The organism is Guyparkeria sp. SCN-R1, from assembly GCF_003932495.1.
In the GTDB taxonomy this organism is placed as follows: Bacteria; Pseudomonadota; Gammaproteobacteria; order Halothiobacillales; family Halothiobacillaceae; genus Guyparkeria.
Genome location: NZ_QZMT01000005.1, coordinates 1 through 13,792 on the forward strand (window position 1 = coordinate 1; position 13,792 = coordinate 13,792).

Below are 13,792 nucleotides of genomic sequence, written 5' to 3' on the forward strand. Positions count from 1 at the left end.
GTCCCTCCACCCCGACAAGCCCAGTTTTTGACTTGCCGGGGTAAACATACAAGCGTCTTCAGGCGCGAAATGTTCATGTGGGAATTTGTTCTGGTTTCGCGGCTGAAGCCGCTCCTACAATGCACGTGACGGCCCAAACGCAAAATGGCCGCCCGAGGGCGGCCATTTTCTTTATCGATGGTCGAATTCCTTATCGACGGTCGAAATTGCGACGCGGCGGGCGCCCCTTGCCGGGGTGGCCACCCGGGCCGCCGGGGCCGCGGGGTTTGCGGCGCGGTCGGCCGGCGGGTGCGGGGCCGATCGCCTGCAGGCCGAGCTTGATGCCGAACAGATGGATGTTGCTCATCTGCTGGACCAGGCGGTCGGGCATGCCTCCGGGTAGGTCGACGAAGCTGTGATCCTGCTCGATCTCGATCGCACCGATCTGCTTGCCGTTGATGCCGCCCTCGTTGGTCAGCGCGCCGACGATGTTGCCCGGCGTAACGCCGTGCTCGCGGCCGACATTGATGCGATAGCGGATCTTGTCGGAATCGTCGCGCGGGCCGCTGTCACGCTCCTGCATGGCCGGCGGCGGGGCCATTTCCTTGATCTGCTCGGCGATCACCGGGCGATCTTTTTGCAGCAGGAAGGCCAGTGCGGCGGCCACCTCGGCCATCTCGATGTCGTGCTCGTTCTGGTAGTCGTTCAACATCTCGACGAACGGTGTCAGTTCCTCGGCCTCGCGCACCTCGGTGATCTGGTCCTTGAGCTGTGAGCTGCGCTTGCTGGCGATGTCTGTCGCGCTCGGCAGACGCATCTGCTCGATCGGCTGGCGCGTGGCCCGCTCGATGGCCTTGAGCATGCGCTTTTCACGCGGGGTGACGAACAGGATCGCCTCGCCCGAGCGCCCGGCACGGCCGGTACGGCCGATGCGGTGGACGTAGGCCTCGGTGTCGTAGGGGATGTCGTAGTTGATGACGTGGCTGATGCGCGGCACGTCGAGGCCGCGGGCGGCGACATCGGTGGCGACGATCATGTCGAGTTGCCCGTTCTTGAGCTTCTCGACCGTCTTTTCGCGCTCGGCCTGGCCCATTTCACCCGACAGGGCCGCGGCCGAGTGGCCCCGTGCCTGCAGGCGCTCGGCCAGGTCGTTGGTGGCCTGACGCGTGCGCACGAAGATGATCGCGGCGTCGAAGTCCTCGACCTCGAGGATGCGGGTCAGCGCGTCGGGCTTGTGCATGCCCGAGACCGGCCAGAACCGCTGGCGAATCGCCGAGACGGTGCTGGTGCTGTTCTTGATCTTGATTTCCTGCGGGTTGCGCAGGTGACGCTGGGCGATGCGACGGATCGGCTCGGGCATGGTCGCCGAGAACAGGGCGACCTGGCGCTCGGCGGGGACCTCGGCGAGGATCGCGTCGACGTCGTCGATAAAGCCCATCCGCAGCATTTCGTCGGCCTCGTCGAGGACGACCATGCGGATCTGGTCGAACTGGAGCGTGCCACGACGCAGGTGATCCTGGATGCGGCCCGGGGTGCCGACGACCACGTGCACGCCGCGCTGCAGCAGCTTGCGCTGCTGGAACATGGCCTGTCCGCCGTAGATCGGAGCGATGTGGAAGTCGGGAATGTGGCGGGCGTAGTTGGCCATCGCCTCGGCGACCTGGATGGCCAATTCGCGGGTCGGGGCGAGGACCAGCATCTGCGGGGCGCGAATGCTGGTATCGATGCGACTCAACAATGGCAGCGCGAACGCGGCGGTCTTGCCGGTGCCCGTCTGGGCCATGCCGATCAGGTCGCGGCCTTCCAGCAGCGGCGGGATGCTCTGCGCCTGGATCGGGGAGGGGGTTTCGTAGCCGACGTCTTGGATCGCCTGCTGGATGGCAGGGCTCAGATCGAGATCGGCAAAGCGAACCGAGGGTTGCTCGGTAGCGGGGGTATCGGACATGGATATCTCAACAACAGGCGGCAGGGGCCGCGGGGGACAGGCGGGCGCTGGGCCCTCACATCGGAGCGCTCCGGAGATGGTCCGGGGCTCTTTGGCGGGCTCGTGGCTCGGCGGAAACCCGGGGGCGCGGTGTATCGCAAGGCGACGCAAAGCGGTAAATCCCGAGTAATCGGTCATTCTACCGTTCCGGGAGCGCTTTGTCCCGAACTATTGTGCGTCTCCGACTATTGAGGTGGCCGACGCGACGATGGGATGGCTGCTATGTTGAGTGAGGCGCGCGCCCGCGTCATTGGTCAATGGCAAATGGAGCTAGAAATGGTCCACGGATTCGAGTCGTATCTTCCCATGCGCCGCTGGCCTCGATTCGCCCATTATCCGATCCGGTCGCGACTACCGTCTTGGCGGGGCCTGCTGGTAGTGGGTCTTCTGGTGCTGGCCACGCCACTGGGAGCGGCTACCAGCAGCGCGTTGACGCCGGGGGCAGGCTCGTCCAGCGCCGCCGCGACGGATGATGACGACGAGACGCCGGAGCCGAATCTCGACTCGCGCCTCTACGAACCGGACGGGGACCTGCGCTCCACAGCGATAGGGGATCTCAGCACGCCACGTGGAACCCTGATGAACCTGATTGCGGCGGCGGGCAGTGCTGACTATCGACAGGCTGCCAAATCGCTGCAAGTACCCGGCGACATGACGCAGGCCGAGATGGAGGACGCCGCCGGCAAGTTGACCTATGTGCTGCGCCAGCGTCTGCAATTGCGGGAGGACGTATTGCCGAACAATGGCGACGGATTGCGTGAAAAGGAACGTGAGGAGGAACGGTCTCCCCGAGACTCGATCCTGTTGACGGAGTTCGAGGTGGCGGGAGAGCAGGTGCCGGTGCGTCTCGTGCGCACGGTTACCGACGAGGGCGCGCGCTGGTGGTTCGATGCGGAAACCGTCGCCGGGACGGACGTTCTGTACGACAACACGGGCATGGGGAAGATTGTCTCCATGTTGCCGTTCTACCGAATCAAGTACGAGGTGCTGGAAAGCAACGTGTTTCGGTTGGGACTGGCGGCCCTTGGTGTGGCGCTCAGCGCGATCCTGGCCTTGCTGATCCGCTGGGCGGTGTTGCGTCTCGCAAGGCGCTTTTTGCCGAATGATGTGGTGGCTGACTGGATGCCTTACCTGCGGCGTTATGTCGGCTTTGCGTTCCTGTCGCTGGTCTTCTTCCTGCTGGCGGGGTCGTTGTTCGAGCCGCTGATCCTGTTGCCTGCTCCGGCGCAGTCGTTTTACGAGTCGCTCGTCTTCGTCGGCGTGGCCGGCTCGGTGACCTGGCTGCTGATCAACGTGGTGCGCATGTTCTTTTCCACCTACGGGCAGAGCAAGCTGCGACGACTGGAGGACAGCAGCATCTTTCTTGCCCGCACCTACAACACCAAGATGACGGTGCTCAGTCGGACGCTGATCGGGGTGATCTTTTTCGTGGGTGTGATTGTCGCGTTATCGACCTTCGACTGGTTTGCCTCGCTGGGGCTCTCGTTGCTCGCCTCGGCCGGCCTGATCAGTCTGCTCATCGGTATCGGTGCCCAACGCAGCATCGCCAGCCTGTTTGCCGGGCTGCAGGTGGCGCTCACCCAGCCGATGCGCATCGGGGACCTGGTGATTTTCAAGGGCGAATGGGGATACATCGAGAACATCACCTATACCTACGCGGTGATCCGCATATGGGACCTGCGCCGACTGACCGTGCCGTCGACGATGTTGATCGACGAGCCGATCTACAACTACTCGTATGCCAGTGAGGATGGCGACCTCAACGTCTATGGCGAGGTTTACCTGTATCTCGATTACACCGCGCCGATTGATGCGATCCGGGAGAAGCTGGCCGAGTTGGTCAAGGATGACGAGAACCACGACGGCGAGGTGGCCAGCGTCCTGGTCACCGACTGTCGCGACTGGACCCTGGAGGTGCGGGCATTGGTGAGTGCGACCGACGGGTTGGCCGCCTGGTACCTTCGTTGCAAGGTGCGTGAAGGATTGATCGCTTTCCTGCAGGAACTCGAGGATGGGCGATACCTGCCGCGCTCACGGGTGGTGCTCGAGCGAGAGCTGGCCGATGGCCGGTCGAGTGGAGAGTCGAGTCGCGGGGACGGCGATACGACGCCACAGCGGTCGCAGGAAGAGCGTCACGGTGTCGGGGCGCGTCCCGACGATCTTGCCGAGAACAACTGACACGCCTGCGGGTGTGTCTGGTATCGGAGCCTTATTCAGGCTGCAGCCAACAAAAAAACCCGGCCTCTTGGGCCGGGTCGATGATCGATCGGTGTTTGCCTTGCCGGTTATTCGCCCTTGTCGGCCTCCGCCTTGGCCGCCGCCTCTTCGAACAGCGGCTTCAATTCGCCACGCTCGTACATCTCGATGGTGATGTCCGCGCCGCCGATCAGCTCGCCATTGACGTAGACCTGCGGGAAGGTCGGCCAGTCCTGGTAGCTCGGCAGGGCCTGCATGATCTCCGGGTCGGCCATCACGTTGACGTAGCCGAACGGCACGCCGCAGGCCTTCATTGCCTCGGCGGTACGGCTGGAAAAGCCACAGGTCGGGAACTGCGGCGTGCCCTTCATGAAGATCAGGATCGGGTTTTCTTTGACGAACTGGTCGATGCGCTCAAGAGCATCCATGGTGATGGTCTCCCGTCTAAGTCGGTGTCTGGTGGCCCCGTCGATGAATCGGCGGGCCGAATGACTTTATATGGGACCAAATTCGTACCGATTTGGCAAGGCTTGCACGGGCGCGGCCCGACAGGCAGGGCGCACTAATGTTCGTAGTGGCGCGCCTTGACCTGGTTGCGGCCGGCCTGCTTGGCGCTGTAGAGCGCGCCGTCGGCGGCGTTGATGATCTCTTGCGGGGTGATGTGTTCGGGATAACCCGCCACACCGGCGCTGAACTGGCAGTGGATGGTGTCGCCGGACTCGGTGGTCACGGCGATCTCGGCGAACTGCTCGCGCAGCCGGTCGATCAGCTCCACGGCCGCATCGATCTCGGTGGCCGGCAGGACGACCAGGAACTCCTCGCCGCCGTAGCGGCCCACGCCGTCGTACTTGCGCAGGCGGGTATTGAGCAGGGTCGACAGCCGGCGGATAACGCGGTCGCCACTCGGGTGGCCGTGGGTGTCGTTGATGCTCTTGAAGTTGTCGATGTCGATCATCACGACCGACAGCGGTTGCTCCTGACGGATGGCGCGGTCGAGCTCGCTGTCGACCAGGTTGGTGATTGCGCGGTGGTTGAGTAGCCCGGTGAGCGAGTCGGTGCGACGTTCGGCACGCGCCTGGCGGTAGCGTTGCGCACGGTAGCGCACCATACGGATCAAATCGTCGCCGGCAATCGACTTGTTGAGGAAATCGTCGCCGCCCTGGAGCTTGGCCTCCAGCCGGTGTTGGTCGCGTTCCTCGGTGGACATGAACAGGATCGGTACGTCCGAGAGTTGCGGGTGCTCGCGGAAGATGCGCGCGAGGTCCACGCCGTCCATCTCCGGCATGTAGAGATCCAGCAGGATCACGTCCGGCTGTTCGGTGATCGCGGCATCGAAGGCGGCCTGGGGGCGGGTCTCGAACAGCAATCGGACATTGGCGCGGGCGAACTGCTTGCGCCAGTACATGCCCGCGGTGGCCATGTCGTCGACCAGCAGCACGGTGATCTGCTCGTCGTCGCATTCGTAGGCGCGTGCCCCGGTCAGGAGGGTGTTGAGGCGCGCGGAGTCGATCGGGTAGGTGATCACGTGGTCGATGCCGGCACGCACGGCGGCTGCGCGGATGGCGAAGTCGTCGCGCTGACTGATCATCAGCGACTGGGCGCAGGCGGACATGCGCTTTTTCAGCTCGGCAAGTTGGCTGAATTCGCGCTCGTGATCGGCATCGTCCTGCGCGAGATAGATCAATAGGCCCGTGTGCTCCAGTAGGGCCGGATCGGGGTTTTCCAGGTTGATCGGGTGGGCGCCGAATCCGCTGCGCCGCAGGGAATCTTCCAGCACTTCGGGGACGTCGGTACTGCCGGTGTATAGCGCAATGGCCTCCGGGGTGTCGTCCTGCGTCTTTTGTAGGTGCTGGACCAGGCGATCGAAGTAGCGGATCAGTCGATTGAGCCTTGATAGGTCGGCCGAGCCCTGGGCGTGTTCACGCTCGATTTCCTGATCGATCCGGTTGAGCACCCCCAGCAGCACGCGCAGTTTCTGGTGGCGGGCACGCTGAATCAGACAGCGAACCTGGCTCTGCAGGTCGGCCAGTCGCGTTGCGCGGCGAGCGGTGGGGTCATCGACGGTCGCCCGCAGCGAGGAGGCCGCCATCGGCCAGTCGCGGGAACCCGCGTCCCAGTCGGGCAGATCGATGGGTTCGGGCTCGGTCACGGCGTCGTCTGGCATGGGGCTCGGTCCATTGAGTCGGTGGGGCTGAGTCAGTTCAGCGTTTCCTGATATTGACTCTAACGCAATCCAACGGCGGTCTGTACCGCCGTGATTTGATTGCCCATAAAGCTGGATAGTGAGGCAATCGACCGCCGTGAATGTTCCCTGAGTCTTCCTATAAACCGGGCCTAAATCCCCTGTTCCTGCAGCCAGAGTTCGAAGACTGCCAGGTGCCAGATCTTCGCCCCTTGCAGGCGGGTGAAGTGACGATCGGGTTCGGCGAGCAGCTTCTCCACGTAGGCCGGCTCGAACAGCCCGCGGGCGCGCGCGGTGTCCGAAGTGAGGATCTCGCGCATGAACTCCAGGAACGGGCCGCGCACGAACTTGAGCGCCGGCACCGGGAAGTAGCCCTTGGGTCGGTCGATGACCGCATCCGGAATCCGCCCGCGGGCGATGCTCTTGAGGATGCCCTTGCCGCCCTGGGCGAGCTTGTGCTCGGCCGGTACGCGCATGGCCGCCTCGACCAGACCCGTGTCGAGGAAAGGCACGCGCGCCTCCAGCCCCCAGGCCATAGTCATGTTGTCGACCCGCTTGACCGGATCGTCGACGATCAGCGTGCTGGCATCGAAACCCAGCACGCGGTTGGCGAACGAGCCGCGGCCGGCTCCCGACAGTCCCTGCTTGACCAGTTCGCTGGTGGCGTCGGGGCCGCGAAAGCGCTCGGTGACCATCGCCATCAGTTCCTCGTGGCTGCGGTCGAAGTAGTAGGGCGCGAAGCGCTCGAGGTCCGAGCCTTCCGTTTCCGCCATCTTCGGGTACCAGAAGTAGCCGCCGAAGACCTCGTCGGCGCCTTGCCCCGAGAGCACCACCTTGACCTCGCGGGCGACCTGTTCGGAGAGCAGGTAGAAGGCGACCGCGTCCTGACCGAACATCGGTTCGTTCATCTCGCGCACCGCCTCGGGCAGGCGGGTGAGCACCTGCTCGTTGGGCACGTGGAAGCGGAAGTGTTCGGTCTGGTAGCGCTCGGCGACCGGGTCGGCGTACTCGAACTCGCTGCCTTTCTCTTCCGGCTGGTCCTCGAATCCGATGGTGAAGGTCTTCGGGGTGACGCCCGCCTCGTGGGCCAGCGCGACGATCAGCGAGGAATCCAGCCCGCCGGAGAGCAGTACGCCGACCGGTACGTCACTGATGGTCAGGCGCTTTCGCACCGCATCCAGCAGACGCTCGTGGATGAGATCGGGCCATTCGTCGGCCGGGACGTCGTGGTCCTCGGCGGTGTCGATGGCCCAGTAGCGGTTCAGCGTCCGGTTGCCGTTGCGATCGACGCGCATCCAGTGCCCGGGCGGCAGCTTGTTCACGCCGCGGAAGATGGTGCGCGGCGCCGGGACGACCGCGTGCAGGGTGAACTGGTGGTGCAGGGCGGTGGGATCGAAATCGGCGTCGACGTTGCCCGCGGCCAGCAGGGCCGGGATGCTCGAGGCAAAGCGCAGCGGGCCGTCACCGACGGTGTGGTAGAGCGGCTTGATGCCCTGGCGATCGCGGAACAAGAACAGCGATTCGTCGCGCATGTCCCAGATCGCGAAGGCGAACATGCCGTCGAGGCGCGAGACGCCGTCCGGGCCCCACTCGCGGAAGGCGGCAAGGATCACCTCGGTGTCGCCGGTGGAGGCGAAACGATGCCCGAGCGACTGCAGTTCCTCGCGCAGTTGCGGGTGGTTGTAGATGGTGCCGTTGAAGACGATCGCCAACCCGCGTTCGCGGTCGATCATCGGCTGGTGACCGTGGAAAGAGAGATCCAGGATCGACAGACGCCGATGACCGAAGGCCAGCGGCCCGTCGGAGAAGCTGCCCTCATGGTCTGGCCCCCGCCGTTCCAGCCGGCTCATCATCCGCCGTACCGCGGTCAGGTTGCCGTCACGTCCGCCGGTTTCCAGCCATCCGCAAATGCCACACATCGTTTCGTACGCCTGTTCTGAGAGGATTTTGTGTCGGGGGAGTCTAGCCCAATGGGCCGCCTTAGAGGCCGATGATGCCGTACTCGGAGAGAGTCGGTTCCCAGCGGCGCCACTCGGGGTAGGCATGATCCATCACGCCGTAGAATCGGGCGTTGTGGCCGCGCTCGACCAGGTGCGCCAGTTCATGGACGATCACCAGGTCGATCGCCTCGACCGGCAGGCGCACCAGCTCGAGGTTGAGCCAGATACGCCGCGCTTGGATGTTGCAGGTGCCCCAGCGTGATCGCATTCGCCGGATGCGGGTCTCGGGCCGGGGCAGCGCCATGTGATCGGCCCAATGAGGGACGCGGTGGTCGAGCACGCGTTTGAATTCCCGGCGGCAGTGTTCGCGCAGCAATGCCTGCCCCTGCTCGACCCCGGCGCTGTGGACACGGATGGTGCCGGGCTCTTGCCGCACTTGCCCCCGGGGTGTCGAGTCGTCGTGCCAGACAAGCGCGTGTTCCTCGCCGAACAGGTGGAGTCGATTCGGGAGTTGACCCTCGGTGATGACGGGCGGTCGATTGGCCAGCTTGCGGCGCTGTTCCTCGATCCAGCCGGCCCGGCTGGTGACAAACGCCCGCACCGCGCGGTCGCTGACTCGGCGTGGGGCGTTGACCCGCAGCGAACCATCCGCCGGATCGAGCCGCAGGTAGAGGTGTCGAATCGATTTGCGCTGCACCCGGACCTCGCCCATTGGGTGGTCGAGGCGGCTGACGCGTGTTTGTGTAGATCGTTTGGGGAGCAGGCGTTTCATTGGGGACGAAGTCTAACCGAGCGCGGCGAGCGGAACGGCAAGCGACTACGCTGGTCGCACGCGAAACCAGTTTCGAGCCAATGATCGAGGCCCCGGATGCTCAAGACACTGCAATCGTTGTTCTTCCCCGACCAGCCCGCCGCCGAGACCAACCGGGAGACCCGACTCGACGCGGCCGTGGCGATCCTGTTGATGGAGGTGGCCCGGGCGGACTTTGACGTGGCCGACGACGAGCTTGACGTGATTCGCCGTACCCTGATCGACGATTTTGCCATGGGGGCGGATCAAGCCGATGAACTGGTGCGTCACGCTGCGGCCGAGGTGGATGATTCGACCGGATTTTTCCCGTTCGTGCGGGTGCTCAACGAGCAACTCGGCCAGGATCAGAAGCGACAGGTGGTCGAGACACTCTGGCGCCTAGCCTACGCCGATGCCGGCAAGCACCATCTCGAGGAATCGATCATCCGCCAGATAGCCGACCTGCTCTACGTGCCGCACAGCGAGTTCATCCGCGCCCGGGTGCGGGCCGAGCAAGCCGCCGATTGAGTGCCGGCGAGGCGCCAATAAAAAGCCCCGCGACCGATCGTTGCGGGGCTCGTTGATCTAAACCGGTCGCCCGTCAGGTCTTGAACTGGTTCACCAGTGCCTGCAGCTGCGAGGCCAGTCGTGCCAGTTCGTGGCTCGCCGTGGAGGTCTGCGCACCGCCCTCGGCGGTCTGGGAGGCGGCCTCGTTGATATTGGAGACGTTGCGGTTGATCTCCTCGGCCACCTGGCCCTGTTCCTCGGCCGCCGAGGCGATCTGGTGGTTCATGTTGGTGATCGTCTCGATCGCGCGGGTGATGGTCACCAGCGACTGGCCGGCCTCGCGGGCCTGATCGGCGGTCTTGCGGGCGTGCACCTGGCTGCTCTGCATGGCGCCGACCGCCTGCTTGGAGCCACCCTGGATGCTCTCGACCATCTCACGGATCTCCAGGGTAGAGGCCTGCGTCTTGCTTGCAAGCGAACGCACTTCTTCGGCCACCACGGCAAAGCCACGGCCGTGCTCGCCGGCCCGGGCCGCCTCGATCGCGGCGTTGAGGGCCAGCAGGTTGGTCTGCTCGGCGATCTCGCGGATGACGTCGACCACCGTGCTGATCTTCTCGCTGGCGGTCTCGAGGTTGCCGATGATCGCGCCGGCCTCCTCGATTTCGTCGGCCAGCGCGGCGACATGGTTGATCGTCTCGTTGACCACGCGTTGACCGTCCTTGGCCTCCTCGTCGGCGTTCTGCGCGGCGTCGGCGGCGCCCGAGGCGTTCTGGGCGATGTCCTGGACCGTGCTGGTCATCTCGTTCATGGCCGAGGCGACCATCTCGGTCTCTTGGCGCTGCTTCTGCACGCCCTCGTTGGTGTCCGCGGTGATCTGCGAGAGTTCCTCGGCGGAGGCCGAGAGCTGGCCGGTCGAGTTCGCGACTTCGTGGATCGAGTCGCGCATCTTGCCGGCAAAGCGGTTGAAGGCGGCCGACAGGTCGGCAATCTCGTCGCGACCGCTCTCGTCGAGCGTCTGGGTGAGATCGCCGTCACCGGCGGCGATGTCGTCCATCGCCTTGACGGTGCGACGCAGCGGGCGAGTGATGCTGCGGGTGATCAGGAAACCGATGATCGCGGCGATGGCGATCGCCACGGCCATTACGGAGATGACCTTGTTGCGGGCCGCGGCCTGGCGCTCGACGTACTCGCTGCGATCCATGCTCACGGCAAGCACGCCAACCGGGTTACCCGAGAAATCCGCGATGGTATGGGCGTAGGTCACCGTCGGTGTCTCGTCGAGCGCGTGCTCCCAGATCGTGGTGTCGCTCTTGGCGGCACGCAGCTGGTCGGCATCGAGCGCGCCTGGCTGGCCGAGGGTCGAGCCGAAGGCCTCGAAGCCGCCGCTGTCGGTTTCCAGGTACAGGCCGATGTCCACGCCATAGCCGGCCTTGAACTTGTCGAAGAACGGCTGACCGAAGCTCATGCCGAACTCGACGCTGCCCTGGTGCTCGCCCTGGTAGCGGATCGGTGCGATGCCGCGCATGCCGAGTCCGGCCACGCCGCGCTCCAGGCCGCGAACGCCCTTGCTATCACTGTTGGTCGCCAGGACGGTCTTGCGGAAACCGGAGAGGTCGTCACCGAACTTCTCCGGTTTGTGGGCGCGGAAGAAGGAGGTAGCCGGCGGCAGGTGGAACTGGAACTGGCGCGCGCCGTAGTCCTCGCGCATCGGGGCGAACATCGGCAGGGTCATCGTGCTGATCCGCTCCCGATCCTGCTCGGCCATCGCCTGTTCGATATCCGGAATGCGCGAAACTGCCGTGCTCAACGCTTCGGCCAGACGCCCCTCGGCGCTGATCTCGGCCTGTGCGCTTTCGAACAGCCCGCGCAACTCGCGTTGCTGGGCCTGCTTGATGGTGGCCGAGAATTCGGTGATCACCAGAGGGATGATCAGGGCCGCGATAAAGACGATGACCAGGGCAAAGCCGAGGGCGAGTCGGGCGCCGATGGTCAGGTTCTTGAACAGGGCAGGCATGGTTGGCTCCGCGTGGTCTGGCTCGGGGCAGATGGATGAGTCGGGACCCGTGAAATCGGCCGATGCGCTGGAAACTTTAACCTCAGTTATTTGCTGAGGTATTAGTTCGTACTCAAACGATTCTCCGGCGCGGCTTCACGCGTTGGCCGGTCCGGTCCGAAGGTGACAAAAGTCGGGGAGCCTAACCAACCCTCCGTCGCCTATTGAAGGGCGTTTCTCAGTCGCCCTCGAGTTCCATCCAGCGGTCGAGAACCGCTTCGAGTTCCTGCTCGAGCTCGGTGACGCGGGCCAGCGTGCGTTCGACCTCGGCGGGATCGCCCTGGTAGAAGGCGGGATCGTTGATGGTGGTCTGCAAGTCGGCCTGTTCAGCCTCCAGCGCCTCGATGCGGGCGGGCAGGGCGTCGAGCTCGCGCTGGACCTTGTAGGAGCGCTTTTTCGCCTTTTTCGGCTTCTCTCCGGTCGGTTTCGCGTTTGCGCCAGCCTTTGGGGCGCCTTTCTGGGCCGTTGTGGCAGCCGGGTTGGACGGGGCCGAGCCTTGGGCTGCCTGGTCGAGGTAGTCCTCGTAGCCGCCGATGACTTCCTCGATCTCGCCATCGCCCTTGAAGACCAGCAGGCCGGTGACGACGTTGTCGAGAAACGCCCGGTCGTGGCTGACCAGCAGCAGGGTGCCGTCGTAATCCGACAGCGCCTGCTCGAGCACCTCGAGGGTCTCGAGATCGAGATCGTTGGTGGGTTCGTCGAGTACCAGCAGGTTGGCCGGCTTGGCGAACAGTTTGGCCAGCAGCAGGCGGTTGCGCTCACCGCCGGACAGCAATTCGACCCGCGTGCGGGCCCGTTCCGGGGTGAACAGGAACTGTTGCAGGTAGCCGATGCCGTGGACGTTACTGCCCCGGACGTCGAGGCGGTCGCCACCGTCGCAGAGGTTCTCGATGGCGGTCCAGTTGTCGCGCAACTGGGCACGGTGCTGGTCGAAGTAGGCGATTTCCAACTGCGAGCCGCGCTTGATGCTGCCCGAGGTCGGTTCGATCTGGCCTAGGATCAGCTTGATCAGGGTGGACTTGCCTGCGCCGTTGGGGCCGACCAGTCCCACTCGATCGCCCCGCAGGATCGTGGTGGTCAGATCGCGGATGACGGTCTTGTCGCCGAAGGCCACGCTGGCGTCCTGTATCTCGGCGATGATCTTGCCGGAGGTGCGGCCGGAGTCGGTCGACAGGGCCACGCGCCCGGCCTTGTCTCGTCGGGCGGCGCGCTCGGCGCGCAGTTTTTCCAGGTTGCGGACACGCCCCTCGTTGCGGGTACGCCGCGCCTTGACACCCTGACGGATCCAGACCTCCTCCTGGGCGAGCGTCTTGTCGAAGCGCGCGTTCTCCTGCGCCTCGGCATTGGCTCGCTCCTCGACCCGCCGCAGGTAGTTGTCGTAGTCGCCCGGCCAGCTGGTCAGGTGACCGCGGTCGAGCTCGATGATGCCGTTGGCCAGCCGCTTGAGGAAGGCGCGATCGTGCGTGATGAAGACCACGGCGCCGGTGAAATTGCGGACGAGGTCCTCCAGCCATTCGATCCCGGCGATGTCGAGGTGGTTGGTGGGCTCGTCGAGCAGCAACAGCTCGGGCTCGATCACCAGCGCCTGGCCGAGCAGGACGCGGCGGCGTTCCCCACCGGACAGCCCGCGCACAGAGGCATCGGCATCCAGGCCCAACCGCGTCATGACCTCGTCGACCTTCTGCCCGGCCATCCAGCCGTCGCGGGTTTCCAGTTCGTGCTGGAGCACCGACAGACGATCCAGTGCGGCATCGCTGTCCGCGTTCTGCGCCAGTTCGTGGTACTCGGTGAGCACGTCGTGCAGGTCACCCAGGCCCGAGGCGACCACGGAGTAGACCGTCTCGTCGGTATCGAGATGCGGGTCCTGCGGCAGGTAGGCGACCTGTGAGCCCGGTTCGAGGCGAATCTGGCCATCGTCGGCTCGCTGAATGCCGGCCAGCATCTTGAGGAAGGTGGACTTGCCTTCGCCGTTGCGACCGATCAGCGCCAGCTTGTCGCCGCGCTCGATGGTGAGGTTGGCGTGATCCAGGAGCTTGCGGTCGCCGATGGCGAATTGCAGGTTTTCGACGGTCAGAAGGGGCATAGGGTCGGAGCTTGAGGCTGAAGGCTGAAAAGGGTGTGCATTGTACGCGGTTGCTCCGCGTCAAGGCGGGGGATTATC

9 protein-coding genes are annotated in these 13,792 nt (G+C 64.8%); 2 read left to right on the top strand and 7 right to left on the bottom strand.

All coding sequences use genetic code 11. The features are described 5' to 3' along the window. Positions 1–190 precede the first annotated feature (190 nt). Positions 191–1,924: a DEAD/DEAH box helicase gene (locus tag D5687_RS04130; protein ID WP_125198505.1), complete on the bottom strand. Its 1,734-nt coding sequence runs from the start codon at positions 1,922–1,924 to the stop codon at positions 191–193. Positions 1,925–2,269: 345 nt separating this feature from the next. On the opposite strand from D5687_RS04130, the gene D5687_RS04135 reads away from it, so the two are divergent. After that, positions 2,270–4,141, top strand: coding sequence for a mechanosensitive ion channel family protein (locus D5687_RS04135; RefSeq protein ID WP_158611742.1), 1,872 nt, complete (start codon positions 2,270–2,272; stop codon positions 4,139–4,141). A gap of 107 nt (positions 4,142–4,248) precedes the next feature. Here the strand turns inward: D5687_RS04135 and grxD are convergent, their stop codons facing one another. From grxD to D5687_RS04155, 4 genes are all read right to left on the bottom strand, one after another. Beyond that, entirely contained in the window at positions 4,249–4,587 is a 339-nt protein-coding gene (gene grxD / locus D5687_RS04140; protein ID WP_125198507.1) for a Grx4 family monothiol glutaredoxin, read from the bottom strand. Positions 4,588–4,721: 134 nt separating this feature from the next. Then, entirely contained in the window at positions 4,722–6,323 is a 1,602-nt protein-coding gene (locus D5687_RS04145; RefSeq protein ID WP_125198508.1) for a diguanylate cyclase, read from the bottom strand. 170 nt (positions 6,324–6,493) lie between these two features. Next, positions 6,494–8,260, bottom strand: a complete 1,767-nt coding sequence (locus D5687_RS04150) for an N-acetylglutaminylglutamine amidotransferase (protein WP_125198509.1) — start codon at positions 8,258–8,260, stop codon at positions 6,494–6,496. A 61-nt stretch (positions 8,261–8,321) separates the two neighbouring features. Continuing rightward, a complete protein-coding gene (locus D5687_RS04155; protein WP_125198510.1) occupies positions 8,322–9,053 on the bottom strand; it encodes a M48 family metallopeptidase in 732 nt (243 codons plus the stop codon). A gap of 96 nt (positions 9,054–9,149) precedes the next feature. Between D5687_RS04155 and D5687_RS04160 the strand changes: the two genes are divergently transcribed. Then, positions 9,150–9,599, top strand: coding sequence for a TerB family tellurite resistance protein (locus D5687_RS04160; protein ID WP_125198511.1), 450 nt, complete (start codon positions 9,150–9,152; stop codon positions 9,597–9,599). Between the two features lie 73 nt (positions 9,600–9,672). Here D5687_RS04160 and D5687_RS04165 read toward each other — a convergent pair whose 3' ends face one another. Together D5687_RS04165 and D5687_RS04170 are read right to left on the bottom strand one after the other, a co-directional pair. Then, the gene (locus D5687_RS04165; RefSeq protein ID WP_148097304.1) at positions 9,673–11,592 is read right to left on the bottom strand and encodes a methyl-accepting chemotaxis protein; all 1,920 of its coding nucleotides are present in this window, start codon (positions 11,590–11,592) and stop codon (positions 9,673–9,675) included. 217 nt (positions 11,593–11,809) lie between these two features. Beyond that, positions 11,810–13,714 carry an ATP-binding cassette domain-containing protein gene (locus D5687_RS04170; protein WP_125198512.1) on the bottom strand — a complete coding sequence of 635 codons (1,905 nt, stop codon included), beginning with the start codon at positions 13,712–13,714 and terminating at the stop codon, positions 11,810–11,812. Positions 13,715–13,792: the final 78 nt, after the last annotated feature.

What these genes read in the sequence shown, in the direction of transcription:
- D5687_RS04130 (WP_125198505.1), bottom strand. Translation starts at nt 1,924, where the DNA reads ATGTCCGATACCCCCGCTACCGAGCAACCCTCGGTTCGCTTTGCCGAT.
- grxD (WP_125198507.1), bottom strand. Translation starts at nt 4,587, where the DNA reads ATGGATGCTCTTGAGCGCATCGACCAGTTCGTCAAAGAAAACCCGATC.
- D5687_RS04155 (WP_125198510.1), bottom strand. Translation starts at nt 9,053, where the DNA reads ATGAAACGCCTGCTCCCCAAACGATCTACACAAACACGCGTCAGCCGC.
- D5687_RS04160 (WP_125198511.1), top strand. Translation starts at nt 9,150, where the DNA reads ATGCTCAAGACACTGCAATCGTTGTTCTTCCCCGACCAGCCCGCCGCC.
- D5687_RS04145 (WP_125198508.1), bottom strand. Translation starts at nt 6,323, where the DNA reads ATGCCAGACGACGCCGTGACCGAGCCCGAACCCATCGATCTGCCCGAC.
- D5687_RS04135 (WP_158611742.1), top strand. Translation starts at nt 2,270, where the DNA reads ATGCGCCGCTGGCCTCGATTCGCCCATTATCCGATCCGGTCGCGACTA.
- D5687_RS04170 (WP_125198512.1), bottom strand. Translation starts at nt 13,714, where the DNA reads ATGCCCCTTCTGACCGTCGAAAACCTGCAATTCGCCATCGGCGACCGC.
- D5687_RS04150 (WP_125198509.1), bottom strand. Translation starts at nt 8,260, where the DNA reads ATGTGTGGCATTTGCGGATGGCTGGAAACCGGCGGACGTGACGGCAAC.
- D5687_RS04165 (WP_148097304.1), bottom strand. Translation starts at nt 11,592, where the DNA reads ATGCCTGCCCTGTTCAAGAACCTGACCATCGGCGCCCGACTCGCCCTC.